This is a genomic window from Pseudochelatococcus sp., assembly GCF_050946405.1.
GTDB lineage: Bacteria > Pseudomonadota > Alphaproteobacteria > Rhizobiales > Beijerinckiaceae > Pseudochelatococcus.
Window position 1 is genome coordinate 154,087 of record NZ_JBMNUS010000007.1, and the last position, 19,453, is coordinate 173,539.

17 protein-coding genes are annotated in these 19,453 nt (G+C 66.8%); 7 read left to right on the top strand and 10 right to left on the bottom strand.

The genetic code is table 11. The features are described 5' to 3' along the window. The first annotated feature begins 2 nt into the window (after window positions 1-2). Window positions 3-1,334, top strand: a complete 1,332-nt coding sequence (locus ACOYJQ_RS12055) for an LLM class flavin-dependent oxidoreductase (protein WP_433458722.1) — start codon at window positions 3-5, stop codon at window positions 1,332-1,334. A gap of 28 nt (window positions 1,335-1,362) precedes the next feature. Here ACOYJQ_RS12055 and ACOYJQ_RS12060 read toward each other — a convergent pair whose 3' ends face one another. From ACOYJQ_RS12060 to ACOYJQ_RS12090, 7 genes are all read right to left on the bottom strand, one after another. Next, on the bottom strand, window positions 1,363-2,220 hold the full coding sequence (locus ACOYJQ_RS12060) for an NADPH-dependent oxidoreductase (RefSeq protein WP_433458724.1): 858 nt from the start codon (window positions 2,218-2,220) through the stop codon (window positions 1,363-1,365). A 48-nt stretch (window positions 2,221-2,268) separates the two neighbouring features. Further along, window positions 2,269-2,916, bottom strand: coding sequence for a GNAT family N-acetyltransferase (locus tag ACOYJQ_RS12065; RefSeq protein ID WP_433458726.1), 648 nt, complete (start codon window positions 2,914-2,916; stop codon window positions 2,269-2,271). Between the two features lie 75 nt (window positions 2,917-2,991). Continuing rightward, window positions 2,992-4,329 (bottom strand): LLM class flavin-dependent oxidoreductase, encoded by a 1,338-nt coding sequence (locus tag ACOYJQ_RS12070; protein ID WP_433458727.1) that lies wholly within the window; start codon window positions 4,327-4,329, stop codon window positions 2,992-2,994. A gap of 494 nt (window positions 4,330-4,823) precedes the next feature. After that, window positions 4,824-5,660, bottom strand: a complete 837-nt coding sequence (gene fghA, locus ACOYJQ_RS12075) for an S-formylglutathione hydrolase (protein ID WP_433458728.1) — start codon at window positions 5,658-5,660, stop codon at window positions 4,824-4,826. A 28-nt stretch (window positions 5,661-5,688) separates the two neighbouring features. Then, window positions 5,689-6,801, bottom strand: coding sequence for an S-(hydroxymethyl)glutathione dehydrogenase/class III alcohol dehydrogenase (locus tag ACOYJQ_RS12080; protein ID WP_433458730.1), 1,113 nt, complete (start codon window positions 6,799-6,801; stop codon window positions 5,689-5,691). A gap of 44 nt (window positions 6,802-6,845) precedes the next feature. After that, complete coding sequence (locus ACOYJQ_RS12085; protein ID WP_433458732.1) at window positions 6,846-7,133, bottom strand: metal-sensing transcriptional repressor; 288 nt, start codon at window positions 7,131-7,133, stop codon at window positions 6,846-6,848. Window positions 7,134-7,176: 43 nt separating this feature from the next. Continuing rightward, window positions 7,177-7,578, bottom strand: a complete 402-nt coding sequence (locus tag ACOYJQ_RS12090) for a ketosteroid isomerase-related protein (protein ID WP_433458733.1) — start codon at window positions 7,576-7,578, stop codon at window positions 7,177-7,179. A 95-nt stretch (window positions 7,579-7,673) separates the two neighbouring features. Here ACOYJQ_RS12090 and ACOYJQ_RS12095 point away from each other — a divergent pair, with 95 nt between their 5' ends. Together ACOYJQ_RS12095 and ACOYJQ_RS12100 are read left to right on the top strand one after the other, a co-directional pair. Continuing rightward, window positions 7,674-8,261, top strand: coding sequence for a GNAT family N-acetyltransferase (locus ACOYJQ_RS12095; protein ID WP_433458735.1), 588 nt, complete (start codon window positions 7,674-7,676; stop codon window positions 8,259-8,261). Next, window positions 8,261-9,145, top strand: a complete 885-nt coding sequence (locus ACOYJQ_RS12100; RefSeq protein ID WP_433458736.1) for a carbon-nitrogen hydrolase family protein — start codon at window positions 8,261-8,263, stop codon at window positions 9,143-9,145. Before ACOYJQ_RS12095 ends, ACOYJQ_RS12100 begins: the two co-directional genes overlap by 1 nt. A 22-nt stretch (window positions 9,146-9,167) precedes the next feature. On the opposite strand, the gene ACOYJQ_RS12105 is transcribed toward ACOYJQ_RS12100, so the two are convergent. Continuing rightward, on the bottom strand, window positions 9,168-10,073 hold the full coding sequence (locus tag ACOYJQ_RS12105) for a LysR family transcriptional regulator ArgP (protein WP_433458738.1): 906 nt from the start codon (window positions 10,071-10,073) through the stop codon (window positions 9,168-9,170). 73 nt (window positions 10,074-10,146) lie between these two features. Between ACOYJQ_RS12105 and ACOYJQ_RS12110 the strand changes: the two genes are divergently transcribed. After that, complete coding sequence (locus tag ACOYJQ_RS12110) at window positions 10,147-10,758, top strand: LysE/ArgO family amino acid transporter (RefSeq protein ID WP_433458739.1); 612 nt, start codon at window positions 10,147-10,149, stop codon at window positions 10,756-10,758. A gap of 118 nt (window positions 10,759-10,876) precedes the next feature. Continuing rightward, on the top strand, window positions 10,877-11,992 hold the full coding sequence (gene dinB / locus ACOYJQ_RS12115) for a DNA polymerase IV (RefSeq protein ID WP_433458741.1): 1,116 nt from the start codon (window positions 10,877-10,879) through the stop codon (window positions 11,990-11,992). Between the two features lie 42 nt (window positions 11,993-12,034). Here the strand turns inward: dinB and ACOYJQ_RS12120 are convergent, their stop codons facing one another. Together ACOYJQ_RS12120 and ACOYJQ_RS12125 are read right to left on the bottom strand one after the other, a co-directional pair. Then, the gene (locus ACOYJQ_RS12120; protein WP_433458743.1) at window positions 12,035-14,773 is read right to left on the bottom strand and encodes a pentapeptide repeat-containing protein; all 2,739 of its coding nucleotides are present in this window, start codon (window positions 14,771-14,773) and stop codon (window positions 12,035-12,037) included. Continuing rightward, on the bottom strand, window positions 14,770-16,497 hold the full coding sequence (locus tag ACOYJQ_RS12125; RefSeq protein ID WP_433458745.1) for a hypothetical protein: 1,728 nt from the start codon (window positions 16,495-16,497) through the stop codon (window positions 14,770-14,772). Before ACOYJQ_RS12125 ends, ACOYJQ_RS12120 begins: the two co-directional genes overlap by 4 nt. Window positions 16,498-16,746: 249 nt before the next feature. Here ACOYJQ_RS12125 and ACOYJQ_RS12130 point away from each other — a divergent pair, with 249 nt between their 5' ends. Next, window positions 16,747-17,829 (top strand): MerR family transcriptional regulator, encoded by a 1,083-nt coding sequence (locus tag ACOYJQ_RS12130; protein ID WP_433458746.1) that lies wholly within the window; start codon window positions 16,747-16,749, stop codon window positions 17,827-17,829. Between the two features lie 120 nt (window positions 17,830-17,949). Next, on the top strand, window positions 17,950-19,428 hold the full coding sequence (locus ACOYJQ_RS12135) for an FAD/NAD(P)-binding protein (RefSeq protein ID WP_433458747.1): 1,479 nt from the start codon (window positions 17,950-17,952) through the stop codon (window positions 19,426-19,428). Window positions 19,429-19,453 lie beyond the last annotated feature (25 nt).

The window sequence follows — 19,453 nt, forward strand, 5'->3', positions numbered from 1 at the left end:
CCATGACCAGACCCCAACGACAGATGCGGCTCAGCCTCTCCGTGGCGCATCTCGGCTATCATCCGGCGGCGTGGCGGCTGCCCGGCGTGCCGGCCGACGGCACCATGAACTTCGCCCATTACGTCAACTGCGCCCGAATCGCCGAGCGCGGCGCGCTGGACTTCCTGTTCCTGGCCGATGTCTCGGCGGTCCGCAATTTCGCCGACCCGCGCGTCGCCCGCGACCGCGAACAGCAGCACGCCAAGCATGAGCCGCTGACCCTGATCGCCGCCCTGGCCGCCGCAACCCGCGACATCGGGCTCGTCGCCACCGCCTCGACCAGCTTTCAGGACCCCTACAACCTGGCCCGCCGCTTCGCGACCGTCGACCATATCAGCGGCGGCCGCGCCGCCTGGAACATGGTGACGAGCTGGAGCGCGGACGAGGCGCGGAATTTCGGGCTCGAAACCACCGGCGATTCCGACACCCGCCACGCGCGCGCCTCCGAGTTCGCGGCGCTGGTGAAGGATCTGTGGTCCGGCGAGGGGCTGGGGCCGGACGGCGCGGCGCGGCATGCCGGCCGCTTCTTCACCGTGGACGGGTCGCTCGATGTCGCGCGGCCGCCGCAGGGCCACCTGCCGCTGGCGACGGCGGGAGCGTCGGACAACGCCCAGGAATTCGCGGCCGCCCACGCCGATATCGTCTATGCCGGGCAGCCCGATCTGCAACTGGCGCGCAATTACTACGCCTCCGTCAAGGCGCGCCTGCCGCGCTACGGCCGCACGGAAGACAGCCTGCTCATCATGCCCGGCGTCATGACCGTGCTCGGCCGCACCGAAGACGAGGCACAGGAAAAGCTCGCGCGGCTGAGCGCCCTGCTCTCGCCGGAGGTCGGCTACGGGCAACTCGTCATCTCGGGCTTTCCCGACCTGTCGCTGTGGCCGATCGACGGGCCGATCCCGGATTTCGCCGACGACCAGTCGATCGGCGGCACCGGTGCGCAGCCGGCCGCCTTCGCGCAGCGGCTGCTCGACATCGCACGCGCGCAAAACAGCACCATCCGTCAATTCATGGAGATGGTCTGCGCCGGCAACCTCTGGCAGCTCACGCTCGTCGGCACCCCGAAGATGGTCGCCGACCGGCTGGAGGAATGGTTCGTCACCCGCGCCGCCGACGGCTTCAACCTTCAGGCCGCCTATCTGCCGGGCGCGGCCGAGGATTTCGTGGAACTGGTGCTGCCGGAACTGCGCCGCCGCGGCCTGTTCCGCGAGGGCTACGCCCGCGAGGGCGAGACCCTGCGCGAGCGGCTGGGTCTCGCGCCGTGGCGCGGGCGGGCGTTTGCCGATTCCGTCTGACCGGAAAACGCCGCGGGACCGGCCGCTCTCACTTCAGCGGCAACCCCAGCCTGGCCAGCGTGTCCCGCAAGACATGACGGCCGTTCAGCGAGGCGATGGAGCGCAGGCGTCCGGTGACGAGTTCGCTCCAGCTTTGCGCGGGCAGCCGCTGCGTTTCGCGAAACGCCAGCGTATCCGCATCGTGGCGCGCAATGCCGGCATCGCGTGACGGATCGTAGCTTTCCCGGTGCAGCACCACCTCCTGCGGCAGGCGCGGCTTCACGGCGGTCGCCACGGCGGGATCGGGATGGCCCACCACGAGGCCCACGACCGCGAAGGCATGCGGCGGCAGCGACAGCAGCTCGGCCACCCCGGCGGGATCGTTGCGCAGGGCGCCGATGTAGACGGCGCCGAGCCCCAGCGATTCGGCCGCGACCAGCGCATTCTGCGCAGCGAGCACCGCGTCGATGGAAGCGACGAGGAAGGTATCGGTGTAGTCGATCCCGACCAGCTCCGTTCCCTGCCGCTGCGCAACCCGCGCGGCGCGGGAGAGATCGGCGACCCAGACGAGAATCACCGGCGCGTCGAGGATATGCTTCTGTCCGCCCGCGATCTGCGCCAGCCGGGCGCGCTTCGCCGGATCGGTGACGGCGACGACGCTCCACGCCTGTACGTTGGAGGATGTCGGCGCGGAGGAGGCCGCCGCCACCAGCGTCTCGATCACGCCGGGCGCGAGCGGTCTGGTGAGGTAGCCCCGCACCGAGCGATGCGCGAGCAACAGCGCGATCGTATCGTTCCATTCCGCGATCGCGGGTTCGGCGGTGCCGTAGCGCCGGGCCACGGCGATCTCGGCTTCGGGTCGGGGTGCGGTTCCGCCATGGCGGACGGCCGCGATCTGCTCGCTCACTGAACTATCCTCTTGCTCGGATGAAAGATTCCCGATGCGCCGGCGCAGTCATGCGCTCCGGGTCCGGTCCCGCCGGCCCGCATCGCGCGCGGCCGCCACATGCGCCGCGACCTTCGCCGCGTGGACGGCTTTGGCGGCGGCCTGGCGGGCGTCCGCCTCCTCGATGCTCGCGGCGGGCTCCTTCAGCGGCGTGGTGCCCGGCTTGCCGGCAAGCGGGCCGATGTGCTTCTCGAACGGCAGGGAGCGATAGAGGGCGAGATCGATCGCGGGATCGAACAGGCGGCGATAGCCGAGACCCACGTATAGCGCGGTGGCCTCGGGCTGGCGAAAACCGGTCGTCAGGTAGACGCGCGTGTAGCCCTGCGCCGCGGCGGCGTCCTCCAGCGCGAGGACGATGCGGCGCGCCAGCCCCTGACGGCGCAGGTCCGAACGTGTCCAGATGCGCTTGAATTCGGCGGTGTCGTCGTCGTAGCGCATGAACGCCCCGCCCGCGATCGTCTCGCCCTCGCGCAGGATGAGGAGGAAGTTGCCGTCGGGCTCGGCGAAGGCCTCGGGCGGATACCTGTATAGTTCCGCCTTCGCCCCTTCACCGTCGAAAAGCGTGCCGTAACGGCTCTGATATTCCTGAATCAGATCCTCGATCAGCGGCTGCGCCCTCGGATCGAGCGGATTCGAAATGACAACCTGATCAACCATTCTCGCCTCTCATGGGATAATCGCGTGCATCCCGCCCGCGGATCGGCCGCGGGCGGAAGAATGTCGTCGAAGGGATCAGCCGGCCTTGCGGGCGGAGGGAGCCGGTTCGGCATAGCGGCTGCCCTTGCGCGGCAGGCCGAGATGATCGCGCAGGGTGTCGCCCTTCAGGTCGCGGGCGTAGCGTCCGCGCGCCTCGAGCTCGGGGATGACGAACCGCGTGAAATCGTCCAGATCCCGCTGCAGGAGCGCGAAGCTGAGGATGAAGCCGTCCGATGCGCCCGCGTCGATCCAGCGGATGATCTCTTCCGCCACGTCGGCGCCGGTGCCGATGAAGTTCGGACGCGGCGTCGCGGCGACAAGCGCAGCCTCGCGCAGCGTCTGCCCCTTTGCCTTCGCCTCTTCCTTGATCCGGTCGGTGGTCGAGCGGAAGCTGTTGCGGCCGATGTCGCCCAGCTCCGGGAACGGCGCGTCGGGATCGTATTGCGAAAAATCGTGATGGTCGAAGTAACGGCCGAGATAGGCGAGCGCCTCCGGCAGCGAGACGAGGGCCTGCACCTCGCGGTATTTCTCCTCGGCCTCCTCGCGGGTTTCCGCGACGATCGGGCTGATGCCGGGGAAGATCTTCACGTCGTCGCGCGAGCGGCCATGCGCCACGACGGCATCCTTGACGCGGCCGGTGAAGGTCCGCGTTTCCTCCAGCGAAGGCGCGTGCGTGAACACGCCTTCGGCATACTTGCCGGCCAGGCCGATGCCGGCATCCGACGATCCCGCCTGGAAGATCACCGGCTGCCCCTGCCGCGAGCGCGGCACGTTGAGCGGCCCCGCAACCTGGAAGAAGCGGCCCTTGTGGTTCAGCGCATGCAGCTTCGCGGGGTCGAAGAACCGTCCGGTCTCGCGGTCGCGGACCACGGCGTCGTCGTCCCAGCTATCCCAGAGGCCCTGCGTCACCTCCAGATATTCGTCGGCGATCTCGTAGCGCAGGGCGTGCTCGGGATGCGGCCGCGAGTAGTTGAGCGCCGTGCCTTCCAGCGGCGTCGTCACCACGTTCCAGCCCGCGCGCCCGTTCGAGAGAAGGTCGAGCGAAGCAAGCTGGCGCGCCACCGTATAGGGATCGGAATAGGAAGTGGACACCGTGCCCGCGAGGCCGATCTTCTTCGTCGCCAGCGCGAGCGCCGACAGCAGCGTGAGCGGCTCGAACCTGTTCAGGAAGTGCGGAATGGACTTTTCGTTGATGTAGAGCCCGTCCGCGATGAAGGCGAAGGCGATGCCGGCCGCTTCCGCCTTCTGCGCCTGCGCGATGTAGAAATCGAGGTTCACGCTCGCATCCGCCGGCCCCGACGGATGCTTCCACGCATTCATGTGGCGGCCCGCGCCGTTAAGCATGATGCCGAAGCTCACCGGTTTGCCTGTCATGATCGTCTCCCTGTTTCCGGCCCGCGCAAGCCGTGGCGTGCATCCGGGCGATAATGCGATGGAGCGAGGTCGCGCCGCCCCGCACGGCGACGGGCATCCCGGCCGCCGGCGCAGGATACGTGCATGGAAGCGATCGGCATGGATGACGAACCTCGGTCTGGAATTCGTCATACAGTCGCATAATTCGATAGGGTTTGTCGCCTAAAAAATCGACGCCTCGACAGCGATAACGCGTCGCAGCCCGGAAACGGCGGGACGCGCGGATCCGACAGGAAATCAAGGGGAAAATGCGGCAGGCGTAGCGCGCGAAACGGTGCGCCATTATTAGAGCGGCGTGCATTCAAATGGAATCGTCACGCCGCTCTGAATTCTATATTTTACCGCAACTTGCATTCAATTCGATGGATCGATTTGAACGCAAACTGCTCAAGTGTGGGGCAATGGACGGCACGGCACGGGAAAGGCGCGCAGCCTTCCCCGCCCCGGACGACGCGTCAGCGCCCCAGACGCCCGGCGTGCCAGGCGATATGATCGGCCATGAAGGTCGAGATGAAATTGTAGGAGTGGTCGTAACCTTCCCGAACATTGAGCGAAAGCGCGATGTTCGCCCCGAGGCATGCCTCAAGCAGAAGCCACGGCCGCAATCCGCCGGTCAGAAACGGGTCCGCGGAACCCTGATCGACGAGGATTTCGTCCACGCGATGACCGTCCTCGATCAGGCTCACGGCGTCATAGGCCCGCCATGCGGCTTCGTCGGGGCCGAGATATTTCTCGAAGGCGGGCCGCGACCAGTCGGCGATCGAGGGGCGCACGATCGGCGCGAAGGCCGACACCGAACGGAAGCGGCGCGGATTCTTCAGCGCGAAGGTCAGCGCGCCGTGCCCGCCCATCGAATGGCCGAAAACGCCCTGCCGGTCGAGATCGACCGGAAACGCCGCGCCGATGAGTTCCGTCAATTCCGACAGGACATAGCGCTGCATGTTGTAGTGCTGCGAGAACGGCGCCTGCGTCGCATCGAGGTAGAAACCCGCGCCCTGGCCGAACTGCCAGTTGTCCTTCTCGTCGGGAACCGCCGCGCCGCGCGGGCTGGTGTCGGGGCAGACGATTGCGACGCCGTATTCCGCCGCCGCGCGGCGATACTCGCCCTTGTCCATGACGTTCTGGTGGGTGCAGGTGAGCCCGGAGAGGTACCACAGCACCGGCACCTTCTCCCGCCCGGCCTGCGGCGGGAGATAGATCGCGAACGTCATGTCGCACCGGCAGGCGTCCGATGCGTGGGAATAGACGTGCTGGACGCCGCCGAAAGCCTTGCCGGCCGAAACCTGTTGCATCTCGTGCTCCTCGCTCGCCCGTGCCGCTTCAGAAGACGACGACCGACCTGATGGACTTGCCCTCATGCATCAGATCGAAGGCGGTGTTGATCTCTTCGAGCGGCATGGTGTGGGTGATCAGGTCGTCGATGTTGATCTTGCCGTCCATGTACCAGTCGACGATCTTCGGCACATCCGTGCGCCCGCGCGCGCCGCCGAAGGCCGTGCCCTTCCACACCCGGCCGGTGACGAGCTGGAACGGGCGCGTCGCGATCTCCCGGCCGGCTTCCGCCACGCCGATGATGATCGACTCGCCCCAGCCGCGATGGCAGCATTCCAGCGCCTGGCGCATCACGTTGACGTTGCCGGTGGCGTCGAAGGAGAAGTCGGCCCCGCCGTCGGTGAGGTCCTGAATGGCCTGCACCACCTTGTCGTTGCCGATTTCCGCCGGGTTGACGAAATCCGTCATGCCGAACTTTTCCGCCATCTCGCGCTTGGCGGGGTTGATGTCCACACCGATGATGCGGTCCGCGCCGACCATCCGCGCGCCCTGGATGACATTGAGGCCGATGCCTCCCAGCCCGAACACGACGACATTCGCCCCCGGCCACACCTTCGCCGTGTAGATCACCGCGCCGATGCCGGTGGTGACGCCGCAGCCGATGTAGCAGATCTTGTCGAAGGGCGCGTCCTCGCGCACCTTGGCCAGCGCGATCTCGGGCAGCACCGTGAAGTTCGAGAAGGTCGAGCAGCCCATGTAATGAAACACCTCGCCGCCGTCGCACGAGAAGCGCGTGGTGCGGTCCGGCATCAGGCCCTGCCCCTGCGTGGCGCGGATCGCCGTGCAGAGATTGGAGCGCCGCGACAGGCACGTCTTGCACTGGCGACATTCCGGCGTGTAGAGCGGAATGACGTGATCGCCCGGCTTGAGCGACACGACGCCCTCGCCGACCTCGCGCACGATGCCCGCGCCCTCGTGGCCGAGAATGGCGGGGAACTTGCCTTCCGAATCCAGCCCCGACAGGGTGTAGGCGTCGGTATGGCAGACGCCGGTGGCGACGATCTCCACCAGCACCTCGCCGGCCTTCGGCCCGCCGATCTCGACGGTCTCGATCGACAGCGGCTTGTTCGCCTCCCAGGCGACGGCTGCGCGTGACTTCATGACGATGTTCCCTTCACGTTGTTTGCCCCGGATCGCCCGGACGACTATTTAAGGTAGGTACGCAACAGTCGCATGATGCCGTCTATCTCCGCATCCGGCGCGGCGGCCGCGCCATCGGCCTCATCACGCTGATGCCCGAAAGTTTCGCGCAGATGGCTTTCCAGCACTTCGGCCATCAGCCCGTTGGCCGCGCCGCGCAAGGCCGCGATCTGCTGCAACAGCGCGCCGCATTCGGTGCCGGCCTCCACGGCGCGCTCCAGCGCCTCGGCCTGCCCCCTGATCCGGCGCAGGCGCGTCAGGGCGCGTTTCTTATCCTCGGGCGAATGCGGCATGAAACCTCCCCGGCGGCAGGCAGCGCGACCATCCGCCGGACCGTCATCCGCCGACCTGCGCGATCCAGTCGTTGAGATTATAGTAATTGGTGATGCGCGCCACCTTGCCGTCACGGATCTCGAAGAACGCGCCGGCGGGCAGCACGTATTTCTGCCCCCTCGCCTCCGGCAGCCCCGCGTCGGTTTGCAGATACTCGCCATGGACGATGAATTCCGCCGCGCCGCGCGTGCCGTCCGCGCCCTCCAGAATCGCGATGTCCGTCAGCGTTTCCCTGTAGCTGCGGTTCATGCGTTCGAGAAAGGCGCGGAAAGCCTCCCGGCCGACTTCCCGCCCGCCCTGGTTGATGTCGTGCACGACATCCTCGGCGAGCAGGGCGAGGAAATCCTCCACATCCCCGCGGTTGAAGGCGTCGTAATAGGCGCGAATGGTTTCGCCGGCGCTCATGAAGGTTCCCCCGGATATGTCGCGAAAGCGATGGATCGCGATTCGGACATACTCTATACCAGTATCCGGGCATTGCAAGAAACGGAGAAGAGCCAATGCGGACGATCATGCGGCAGGGCGAGGAAGTCGGCCCCTACATCGATGATCTCGCCCGCCTGCGCATTGCGGTGTTTCGCGCCTTTCCCTATCTCTACGAAGGCACGCCGGATTACGAGCGCGACTATCTCGCGACCTATGCGCGCTCGGCGCAAAGCCTGTTCGTGCTGGCGCTCGACGGCGAGACGGTGGTGGGCGCCTCGACCGGCATTCCCATGCGCGAGGAGACGGAGGCGTTCAAGGCGCCCTTTCTCGATGGCGGCTGGAATCCCGACCGTATCTTCTACTTCGGCGAATCGGTGCTGCTGCCGGCCTATCGCGGAAGGGGGATCGGCGTGCGCTTCTTCGAGGAGCGCGAGGCCCATGCCCGCCGCCAGGGGGGCTTCGACCATTGCTGCTTCTGCGCCGTGGAGCGCCCGGCCGATCATCCGTTGCGGCCGGCGGACCACGAGCCGCTCGATGCGTTCTGGAACCGGCGCGGCTACCGTCACCAGCCGCAACTGCGCACGCGGTTCGTCTGGCGCGACGTCGGCGACGAGGCGGAGACCGCCAAACCCATGTCGTTCTGGCTGAAGGAGATTCGCTGATGGTAACGTTCGCCGCCTGCCAGTATGCATTCTCGCTCTTCGACGATTTCGCAGCCTATGCGGCGCATCTCGACGCGCTGGCCGGCGAGGCGGCCGGCAACGGGGCGCAACTGCTCCTGCTGCCCGAATACGCCGCCATGGCGCTGACCGGCCTTCTGCCGGAGGATGCGCGCGGCGATCTCGGCCGCTCGATCGCGGGCATCCAGCCGCTCATTCCCGACTGGCTCGCCCTGTGCGAGGACATCGCCCGCAGGCGCGGCGTCCACTTCTGCCCCGGCTCCGCGCCGGTGCTGGATGCCGACGGGCGATACCGCAACCGCGCTTTCCTCTTCGGGCCGGAAGGGCGTATCGGCCATCAGGACAAGATCATCATGACCCGGTTCGAGCGGGAGCAATGGTTCATCGCCGGCGGCGTCGAGGGGCTGCGCACCTTCGACACGCCCCACGGCAGGCTCGGCATCCTCATCTGCTACGACAACGAGTTTCCCATGCTCGCCCGCCGTCTGGCGGAGATGGGGGCCGATCTCGTCCTCGCGCCGAGCTGCACGGACACTGAGGCCGGCTATCACCGCGTGCGCATCGGCGCGCAGGCGCGCGCGCTGGAAAACCAGTTCGCGGTGCTGGTCTCGCCCACCGCCGGCAAGGCTCCGTGGTCGCCGGCCGTGGACGAGAACCACGGCCGCGCCGCCCTCTACGTGCCCGCCGACCACGGCATGCCGCCCGATGGCGTCTTCGCCAGCAGCGAGGCGGTCTTCACCGAAACGAGCCGCTGGCTCCATGGCGCCATCGATCTCGCCCGCGTCAGGGAACTGCGCCACAAGGGGCAGGTCGCGCTCTTCCGCGACTGGCCGGAACAATTCGACGTGCATCCCGCCGCGCGATGAACGCTCCGGCGCGCCACATGCATCAAGGGCATGGCACAAGCGCGCGCTTCGCGGTCGCGATGACGTTCCGCGTCAGGCCGGCGAGCCGGTCCGCGGCAAGCCGGTTCACCTGCCAGAACAGCGGCACGTCCAGCGGCGCGCCGGCAACGGGTTCGACCAGCCGGCCGGAGGCCAGATGCTCCCTGACCAGCATCGCCGGGTTGAGCCCCCATCCCATCCCGGCAAGGCACGCCTCGACGAAACCCTGCGTCGACGGCAGCCAGTGGGTCGGAAAAGCGACGTCCAGACCGCACGTCCGCCGTGCCCAGGCATGCTGAAGGCGATCCTTCTGGTTGAAGGTGAGCGCCGGCGCGCCCGCGAGCGCTTCGGCCGTCACTCCCGCGGGGAAGTGACGCCGCACGTAATCGGGGCTCGCCGTCGCATGGTAGCGGAGCGCGCCGAGGGAGACGACGCGGCACCCCTGCACCGGCTTGGCGAGGGACGTGACGGCAGCCAGCACGCGGCCGCGTTGCAACCATTCCGCCGTATGGTCCTGATCGTCGACCGCGATGGCGAAGAGGCAATCAGCCTCCCGCGCGAATGCCGGAAGGGCCGCGAGAAACCACGTTCCCAGACTGTCGGCATTGGTCGCGATGTTGAGCGTCACCCTTTGCGGGGGCTGCGCCGGATCGGCGATCCCCGGCAGATGCGCCATCAGCTCGCTTTCGAGCAGGCCGACATGCTCCAGGTGCCGGCACAGCCACGCTCCCTTTTCGGTCGCGGTGCATGGCGCGCCTCTCTCGATCAGCACCGCGCCGAGACGCTCCTCAAGCTGCCTGACGCGCTGGGAGACCGCCGAGGGCGTCACATTCAGGGCTCGGGCGGCCTTCTCGAAGCTGCCGGTCTGCACGACCATGGCGACGGCGCGCGCGGCGGGATAGTCGATCATGAATCAGCCAGGCTAAATCAGGATAAGGCGATTTAACTATCCTGAACACGGGAGCGCGGATATCTCAAGCCCCATGAATCTTTCGGTTTTCCTCACCGGCATGACGATGGGCCTGAGCCTGATCGTCGCCATCGGCGCGCAGAACGCCTTCGTGCTGCGGCAGGGGCTGCGGCATGAACATGTGTTCGCGGTCTGTCTGGCCTGCGCGGTGTCCGACGCGATCCTGATCCTGCTCGGCGTGACCGGCTTCGGCAAGATGATGGCGCTGGCGCCGTGGCTCGATCCGGCCATGCGCCTTTTCGGGGCCGCCTTCCTGATCTGGTATGGCGGGAAAAGCCTGCTCTCCGCCCTGCGCTCCGGCGAGGCGCTGGCGGTCGGCGCGGGGGCGGAAAAACGCGGCCTGCCGGCGACGCTGCTGGCCTGCCTCGCCTTCACCTGGCTCAACCCGCATGTCTATCTCGATACGGTCGTGTTGCTGGGCTCGATCTCGACGCAGTTTCCGGGCTTCGAAGCCTCCTTCGCGGCGGGGGCCATGTCGGCATCGTTCCTTTTCTTCTTCTCGCTCGGCTACGGCGCGAAGCGGCTGCGGCCGCTTTTCGCCAGGCCATCGGCGTGGCGCGTGCTTGAGGCCGCCATCGCCCTCGTCATGTGGACCATCGCGCTCGGGCTGATCGCCGGCGCGTGAGGCGCAGGCCGCCTTCATGCGACACGAATCGGCAACGACGGGCCGTTCATGCTATGATCCTCCGCGATATCCATCGGGAGGCTGCCATGATCGGCCATGACCATGATCGGCTGCGGCGATGACCTGCGGCGACAGCGACGCGCCGGATGTCCCGCGGCGCATCGTCCATATCGACATGGACGCGTTCTTCGCCTCCGTCGAGCAGCGCGACAACCCGGACCTGCGCGGCAAGCCCGTCGCGGTCGGCGGTTCGCGCGAGCGCGGCGTCGTGGCGGCCGCCAGTTACGAGGCGCGCAGGTTCGGCGTGCGCTCCGCCATGCCCTCCGTCACCGCCAGACGAAAGTGCCCCGAACTGATTTTCGTTCCGCCCCGTTTCGACGCCTACCGCGCCATCTCGCGCGAGATCCGCGCGATCTTCGCCGAATACACGCCGCTGATCGAGCCCCTGTCGCTGGACGAAGCCTATCTCGACGTCACCGAAAACCTGCAAGGCATCGCCAGCGCCACCGAGGTGGCGCAGCGTATCCGGGAGGAGATCCGCGCGCGCACCGGCCTCACCGCCTCCGCCGGCGTCTCCTACAACAAGTTTCTGGCCAAGCTCGCCTCGGACCGGAACAAGCCGGACGGACTTTTCGTCATCACCCCGCGCATGGGGCCGGCCTTCGTCGAGACGCTGCCGGTCGGCCGCTTCCACGGCATCGGCCCGGCGACGGCGGCGAAAATGAACCGGCTCGGCATCGAAACCGGCCTCGACCTGCGCGCCCGAACGCTTCCCTTCCTGCGCGAGCACTTCGGCAAGGCGGGCGGCTTCTACTACTGGATCGCGCGCGGCATCGACCGCCGCCCGGTGCAGCCGGACCGCATCCGCAAATCGATCGGCAGCGAGGATACCTTCGATACCGACCTGTTCGCGCCAGGCGAAGCACGCGAAGCGCTGCAACCGCTGATCGGGAAAGTGTGGCGCCATTGCGAGGCGAACGGCATCCGTGGCCGCACCGTGACGCTCAAGGTCAAATACGCCGACTTTCAGCAGATCACCCGCAGCCACACGCTGCCGGCCGCCTACGACTCGCAAGGGGCGGTCGAAGCGGCCGTCGACGCCCTGCTCGCGCCGCTGTTTCCCACACCCAAGGGCATCCGCCTGCTCGGCGTCACGCTGTCGTCGCTGGCCGGCGAGAGAACCGGCAAGGGAGAGCCGGACCCGACGCCGCGCCAGCTCGTGCTGCCGATCTGAAACCGGCGACCGTCACCGGATTCCATTCGATCGTAACGCGCTCTAGGCCCGGTCCACCACCAGCAGCCGGCGGATGGCGAAAGCCAGAAGCAGCGGCCAGGCGATCCAGTTCAGGATGCTGATCAGCACGCCGAAGATTTGCGGCGGCAGCGGCAAGCGCCATCCGGCGCAGCTTTCGGCGGCGGACGGCGCGGCGCGCGGCTTCGCGATCCGGTCGAGGAGCCAGCCCAGCAGCGGAATGTTGCGGGGGTTGTAACAGGTCGCGCCCTCCTGACGCAGGTTCCAGTCGTCGCGCGGCGCCAGCGCGACGACGGGCAGGTGGAATTGCAGCGACATGCCGACGGCCGCCGTCGTGGACCAGTCCTGCGGCGCCTCGCCCTCCCGCGCCACGCGGTCCGGCTCGAAACGGCCGCTCTCGGTGCCGAGCAGGGCGAGCGACGGTTGCAGATTGGCCTTTTCCTCGAAGATCGGCAACGCGACCAGCCACAGGATGACGATCGCCCACGCAAGACGGCCGGGCCGTGTGCCGTAGCCCAGAAAGAAGCGGAACAGCCCGTCGAACACCCGCGTGCCGCCGTTGGCGAAGGGTAGCAGGATTGTGCGGCGCAGGTTCCGGGAGGCGCGCCTCTCGCGGTCCTTGATGTCGATCTGCGCGCCACGGCGCTTCATCAGGCGATAGATGTAATCGGCGTCCGCATCGTGGCCGCGATTGCGCAGCGCCCGTTCGACCGAGAGGAAGGTGGAACGGCGATAACCATCCTCCGCATCGACGAGACTCGCGAAGGCGTCGCGGCGCGACAGGCCCTGCCTGTCGCAACTGGAATCGTGGATGTCCCACTGCGCCACCTCGATGTCGCGCATGTCGATCGGCTTGGGGAACTTCAGGCGCGGAACGGTGAACAGGCCGTCCCGGCGCTTGATCTTGCACTTGACCTGCAGTCTGAACTCATCGATCCGGGCCGCGGCCAGGACCAGACCTATTTCGCACGCCCTGTCGTTCGACTCATCGCCATCCGGTTTGGACTTTTCTTTCCGCTCTTTCGGCTTGTCGGACTTTTCTTCCGGCTTGAAGGAATGGAACGACAGGATGAGCGCGCCGAGCCGGGACGAAGACAAATCGATTGCCCCCGGCACGCGGGTGAAATTGCCGGCATCGGCATTGCCAGCCGCCAGCGGCTTGCACAAGCGCTCGGGCAAGGGCTCGAACAGGCGCAGCGCCTTGCGCACCTCACAGCCGCGCGCGTCCAGAAACCCCGGCTTGGGACGCGGGTCGGTCAGCAGATCAGGCTTGTTCGGATCATCCGGGTCATCAGGATCGTCTTGCAGCACCAGCCCGGTGAGATCGACATCGTTCTGACAGACGAGATTGGTCATCGACAGCGCCTTCGCGCGCGTCGCGAGCAGGTTCTGATGCTCCGGGCGCGTCAGTTGCGTATCGAAACGTTCCAGTTCGTGCGCGGCTGTCGCCACCGAGCGAAGCCTCAGATCGCGGCCGACGCTGCTGTCGTCGAGCAGGATGCGGCCGGTTACATGCACGTTGGTGAGATCGAGCTCGTCCGTGACGGTGCAACCGATGATTTTCAGATCGCCATGAATCAGCGGCTTCAGGCTTTCCGGCCCGCGGCCAGAATCGATGCGCTGGTCCTCGTCGAGGTCCATCAATGCACTCGGCGCCCAGAGCAACAACGCACCGCCGACTGCCGTGCCCTTGACTGAGGCGCCGCGCCAGCGCCCGGTCTTGTCACGGCCTGTAACTGACAGCGCCATCAGCCGCAGATCGCCTTCTACATGGCAGCCTTCAAAGATGAACTGCCCGAAAACACAGGGGCGGACAGTGGCGCCGAAATGCAGGTTCACCTGGCCGAAACGCGCGGCGAAGGCCATGAATCTGCCCTTGACGGCGCAGGATTCGAAATCGAGATACGCAATCTGCGCCGTGCCCAGGTGAAGATCGCCACCGATGAAGGAAAAATGGCGGACTTTCTTTCTCTTCTGCTCGTCGAACGAAATGGCAGGCTGGCAGAAGAAAACGCCGTCGATGCGGCTCGACCACAGTTGCAGATCACCCTGGATCGTGACGCCGGACAGGACGAGGTTTCCCTGAAAGCGGCTCGACCACAGTTGCAGATCACGCTGGATCGTGACGCCGGACAGGGCGAGGTTTCCCTGAAACACGCAGTTCGTGGCCATCAGGTGGCCCCCGACGATGCAGCTATGATCGCGCGTGTCGGGCATATCCAGCGCGGCCACGACCACATTGCCCTCGAAATGACTCCCGGCAAGATCGACCGAACCATCCGTCTTGATGCCGGTCAGGTCGGTCTGGCCGCGAATGCGCATCCCCGTGGCCACCAGATCGCCGTTCCTGCGCGCCTTCGCGGGAGCGGTGCCGTACTGCACCGTCAGCCCCGTGAGCAGCAGGTCGTTTTCCACCCGGATACCGGTCAGATCGATCGAATAGCTGTCGTCGAGCAGCGTGCCGGTCGCACTCGCCTGCGTCCGCACCAGCACCTCGGACAGATCGAGCGTGCCGCCGACATGGGTGTTGCGAAAGCTCACGCTCTTCGCGAAATGGCAACCGCTCAGGTCCAGCGAGCGCTCGAAGCGGCACTCGGACATGTCGACGTCGCCCCAGAAAGTCACATCGAGAGCACGCACGGCGATCGGCACGACGCGGCCGTAGAGCGCCACGTTGCCGCGGACCTCGCGCCCTTCGATGGCCTCGGTATTGCCGGCGAGAAAATGGGAGATGAACTCCTCGGGGGTGAGATAGCCGCTCATCTGTCGAATTCCTCGAACCACGAGAGCAGGAACTGCGTCTTGCGCTGCCATTTGTAGGACTGCGTGCTGAGATCGGGCAGCAAGGCGCTGTCGACGATCATCTTGACCCGGCCGTCAGGAACGATGGCGAAAACCGAGCGGTAAAGCCCCCCACCATTGATCACGTTGGCCTCGACGATCAGCGCAAGATCGCGCGGGAGATCGTCAAATTCCTCATCGGGCAGATTGGCGCCATCCCAGACCCGCATCGGACGTATGACCGGACGGGCAGCGTCGATCTGTCGCCGGGAAAAGCCGCGCCAGTTCAATGCATCGACGGACTCCACGATGGTGAAGGAGCCCCTATCATCCAAGTGCATATAATGACAGAAGAACTCCAGATAAGGCCGCACCAGCGACCGGCCGATTCCGAACCGGTTGCATGCGAGCAGCCGGAAATTAGTCTTATGAATCGGATCGGATGTACTATCCAGAGCGACATGGCAAGGCAGCGGGGCGAGCAGACTCGACCGGTCATCCACCACCGGCGACGGAACGGCGTCTTCCGCAGCCCAGAGCAGGAAGGTCTTGCGCGAGCGCCCGCCGACATGTTCGGTGACTTCTATCAGATCGTAACAATCGTAGAACGGCAAGGGCTTGATGCGTGCGGTATAGGCGCAATCACGGCCGGCGCGGTCGCCGCCGGCGGGAAGCAGCAGGCTTTCGGGCAGATGCAGGTCGCGCAACCCGAAATTGACGTAGTCGACGAATTGCTCCGCCTTCCGCGCCAACGCGGCGTCGTCATCGGGCGCGGGCAACAGCGGCCGCCATGCGAGATCACGGCAACGCACCTCGTAATCCCGCCGCGCCTCGGCGTCGATCTCGTTCACGTCGCCGACAAGCTCGGGCGGAACGTAGCCCGGATCGCTTTGTTCGGACCGGCTGAACCGGGTCAACACCTTGCGCCGCCGCCCGACGTCCGTCAGCATCGCGCCGGAGGGAACCGCATCGGCCCACGGCACGTCTTCCGACCCGAGAAACTGGGGCCTGATCCGGGCGTCCGAAGGCAAGGAAAACTGGAAATCCCGCCTGACGATGCCGAACACCGTCCTGAAGACGATGCCGAACACCGTCCTGAAGTTGCCGAAGCCGATGGTCAAGGCGTAAAGCCCGGCGCGGCCGCTCTCGATCCCACGTGCGAAGATCGTTCGCTCTTGCCCCGGCGTCCAGTCGGCGGTGGCACTGTCGAGCGTGAACGTGCGCAACGCGTCGGCATGAGGATAGCCGGCGAGCGCCTCCTCGGGCACTCCCGCGGCCTTTTCGACCAGTTCGAGCCCCTCGAAGGCCGGTTCGCCGAGACGCCACCAGAGCCGGAAGCGGGAAGCCGCGCCGTAACGCGCGTCAGGGTCAGGGACGAGGATCGACAGCACGCGCAAGATGTCGTTTTCGCCGGATAGCGGCACGAAAGTACGCGACTTGCGATCGTGGAGCAGATAGCCGAGGATGTGCCGATCACCCTCCCCGGACGGGAGAACGTGCAGGGTCAGCACCTCCAGCGAGGAAAGGGCCTGCGGGAGATCGGGCAGCGACGCGAAGGCGCCGAGCGTCGTCGAGGATACCTGGACCCGTTCCACGTCCAGATCGTGAGGCCAATGGAGCAGCACGCGCGCGGCCAGTCCCGGACGGCGTTCGCGAAAATCACTCCAGTGCATCGGTCCGGCGGCGTCGCGGTGTTGTCCGGTCAATTGGCCCACCCGATCCTGACAGCAATATACCTTGAGCTTGGCAACAGGATAGCTGCAAAACTCTGCCGTGTCATCCACGATACCTGTGAGAACGACACTTCATCGCTTCACCGGACGGTCTATTGTTCCTCGCTGCAACCGTGAGGTTGCGTCGAGATGCCGTGCCCTCCGGCGGATCATTCCTGCAAACTGCCTCTTGAGCCGGACCATGCGTCATACCTTACAAGGGTTTGCGTGAGGAGAACGTCGATGAGCGAACACGGTGAAGATGTCTGGCTGACCGCCGCCGAATGCGCCGGCCGCATGGGGCTGACGGTGCGCGCCCTGCGTCTCTACGAGCGTCTCGGCCTGCTTGCGCCGCGGCGCACGCAGAAGAACTGGCGGCTTTACGGCCCGGCGGATATCGCGCGGCTGGGCGAGATCGTCGCGCTCAAGCGGCTCGGGCTCAGTCTGTCGCGGATCGCGGCGCTGCTGTCCGGCCGGGACGCCGATCTCGGCGGCCTGCTGGCGATGCAGCACCAGATGCTGCTCGATCTGCGCGAGCGCACCGAACGCGGCTTGCGACACGTCGAGACCATGCGCGCCAAGATCGCCGCCGGCGCTCTCCTTTCCACGGATGAACTCTTGCAACTTGCGAAGGAGACGGACATGACCGATGCAGCACAGGACGCCGCCGCGTGGCGGCGCTACGAGCAGATGAGGCCGCGCGTCGAGGCGCGGATCAATCCCGCGCTCCTTTCGGATTACGCGGGCCACTACGAGTTGCCCGACGGCTCGGGCCTCGTCGTGGCGCACAGGGGCGAACGCCTGTTCGTGCAGGTGACGGGGCAGCCGGAGGTAGAGGCGTTCACGGAAGCCGAGGACAAGCTTTTCCTCAGGGTCGTGCCGGCGCAGCTCACCTTCACGCGGGACGCGAAAGGCGCGGTAACAGGCCTCGTCCTCCATCAGAACGGCTTCGAACAAGCGGCCCCGCGTGTCGACGAAGCCGTCACGCAACGTGCCGAGGAAACGCTTGCCGAGCGCGTCAGAAACCGGTCCCCGTTCCCGGACAGCGAGAACCTGCTTCGGCGCGCCATCGCGGACTATCAGCGGGGAGAACCGGACTACGGGCACATGACGTCGCCGCTGGCGGATGTCGCGCGCGCGCAGACGGAAGCCATCCGCGACGAGCTCGCCCGGCTGGGCGCGTTGCGCGCCATCGCCTTCCGGGGCGTGAACCCGCAGGGTTGGGACGTCTATGAGGTGACGTTCGAAAACGGCAAGCAGGAATGGGCCTTCACGCTGGCGGCCGACGGCCGGTTCAGCGGCCTTTATGCCCGGCCGACGCTGTAGACGCGGCACTCCGGGGTTCCTGCGAAAGAATTTCAGTGGTACTGGCCTTCCGGCGAGATTACCGCCGCCGGGCGACGACATGTCGTCCGGCCATTCTTCCGCATAACCGGAGTATCGTCCATGCCCAACGCGACCGGCTCCAAAGCGCACGGCATCGAGCCTGACGGCATCGACGCGACCGGCGCACGAACGATCGCCATCGTCGGCGGCGGGTTCACGGGCGCGGCCGTCGCGCTTCATCTCGCCGCCGCAGCCCACCCAGGCGGGCGCCGGATCGTCGTCTTCGAGCCGCGCGCGAAGCCGGGAGCCGGGCTTGCCTACGACACGCGGGAGCCGACGCACAGGATCAACGTACCGGCCGGCAACATGAGCCTTTACCCGGACGATCCCGAAAGTTTCCTGCGTTACGCGGAGGAAAGGGTCACGCCCGCAACCGACCCGGACGCCGGCAACGCCGCCGGGCAGCTCTTTCCGCAACGTTCGGTTTTCGGCGATTACGTCGCCCATGAACTCGCGCCGCATCTCGCATCGGGCGCCGTCGAGCACCGGCGGGCGCTTGTCACCGCCATCGTCCGGCGCGGACGCGGCTGGCAGGTGGAAACCGAAAGCGGCGCGCTCCTTCATGCCGATATCGTGGTGATCGCCGTCAGCCATCCCGCGCCCGCCCTGCCTCGCGTGCTGGCGGGACTGGCCGGACACGGCGGCCTGATCCCGGAGGGCGCGCGCACGGAAAAACTCGACACCATCCGCCGCGACGACCGCGTGCTGATCGTCGGCAACGGGCTGACCGCTGCCGACGTGATCGCGACGCTCGACCGGCGCGGACACAAAGGGCCGATCCTCGCCATCTCGCGGCGCGGCCTGCGCTCGCAGGGACATGCGCGCGTCGTTCAGGACCCATACGGCGATTTCGTTTCACCCGCCCCGGAGGAGCGCGCGTCGCAACTGCTGCGGCGCATCCGCGCCACGCTGCGCGAGGCGGCCGCGCAGGGCATCGGCTGGCATGCGGTTTTCGACGCCGTGCGCAAGCAGGGACAGGACATCTGGCGCGCGCTGCCGGTGGCCGAAAGGCGGCGGCTGATCCGCCATCTGCGCCCCTATTGGGACGTGCATCGTTTTCGCATCGCGCCGCAAGTGGAACAGGTGCTCGACCGCGCCATCGCCGAGGGGCGGCTGACCATCCTCGCCGCCAGCCTGCGCGACGCTTGCGCCGACGCCGACGGCATCCATGTCACGCTCAGGCGGAAGGGCCGGGCCGGAACCGTGGAGAAGGTCGTCGACGCGGTTGTCGTCACCACCGGGCCGGCCCACGGCGGCATTCTCGATTCGCAGCCCTTTCTCCGCCGCCAGCGCGACGACGGCCATCTGCGGCTCTGCGACTCCGGGCTCGGGATCGCCTGCGACCGCCGGTCCCGCGCGCTCGACGCCGCCGGCGCGCCGCAGGACGATCTTTTCATCGCCGGCCCGCTGGCGCGCGGCACCTTCGGCGAGCTGATGGGCCTTCCGCAAGTCAGCGAGCACGCTTTGGCCGTGGCCGGCGAGGTGGCGGCCGTTCTCGCGGCAGCCGGCGACGATCCCGCTCCCCGATCCGGCGCATGATGAGAAAACCGCCGATTTGCGCCGG

Bases quoted from the DNA above. Each gene is read 5' to 3' on its own strand.
- ACOYJQ_RS12055 (WP_433458722.1), top strand. From the start codon at position 3: ATGACCAGACCCCAACGACAGATGCGGCTCAGCCTCTCCGTGGCGCAT.
- ACOYJQ_RS12065 (WP_433458726.1), bottom strand. From the start codon at position 2,916: ATGGTTGATCAGGTTGTCATTTCGAATCCGCTCGATCCGAGGGCGCAG.
- ACOYJQ_RS12070 (WP_433458727.1), bottom strand. From the start codon at position 4,329: ATGACAGGCAAACCGGTGAGCTTCGGCATCATGCTTAACGGCGCGGGC.
- fghA (WP_433458728.1), bottom strand. From the start codon at position 5,660: ATGCAACAGGTTTCGGCCGGCAAGGCTTTCGGCGGCGTCCAGCACGTC.
- ACOYJQ_RS12080 (WP_433458730.1), bottom strand. From the start codon at position 6,801: ATGAAGTCACGCGCAGCCGTCGCCTGGGAGGCGAACAAGCCGCTGTCG.
- ACOYJQ_RS12085 (WP_433458732.1), bottom strand. From the start codon at position 7,133: ATGCCGCATTCGCCCGAGGATAAGAAACGCGCCCTGACGCGCCTGCGC.
- ACOYJQ_RS12090 (WP_433458733.1), bottom strand. From the start codon at position 7,578: ATGAGCGCCGGCGAAACCATTCGCGCCTATTACGACGCCTTCAACCGC.
- ACOYJQ_RS12095 (WP_433458735.1), top strand. From the start codon at position 7,674: ATGCGGACGATCATGCGGCAGGGCGAGGAAGTCGGCCCCTACATCGAT.
- ACOYJQ_RS12100 (WP_433458736.1), top strand. From the start codon at position 8,261: ATGGTAACGTTCGCCGCCTGCCAGTATGCATTCTCGCTCTTCGACGAT.
- ACOYJQ_RS12105 (WP_433458738.1), bottom strand. From the start codon at position 10,073: ATGATCGACTATCCCGCCGCGCGCGCCGTCGCCATGGTCGTGCAGACC.
- ACOYJQ_RS12110 (WP_433458739.1), top strand. From the start codon at position 10,147: ATGAATCTTTCGGTTTTCCTCACCGGCATGACGATGGGCCTGAGCCTG.
- dinB (WP_433458741.1), top strand. From the start codon at position 10,877: ATGACCTGCGGCGACAGCGACGCGCCGGATGTCCCGCGGCGCATCGTC.
- ACOYJQ_RS12120 (WP_433458743.1), bottom strand. From the start codon at position 14,773: ATGAGCGGCTATCTCACCCCCGAGGAGTTCATCTCCCATTTTCTCGCC.
- ACOYJQ_RS12130 (WP_433458746.1), top strand. From the start codon at position 16,747: ATGAGCGAACACGGTGAAGATGTCTGGCTGACCGCCGCCGAATGCGCC.
- ACOYJQ_RS12135 (WP_433458747.1), top strand. From the start codon at position 17,950: ATGCCCAACGCGACCGGCTCCAAAGCGCACGGCATCGAGCCTGACGGC.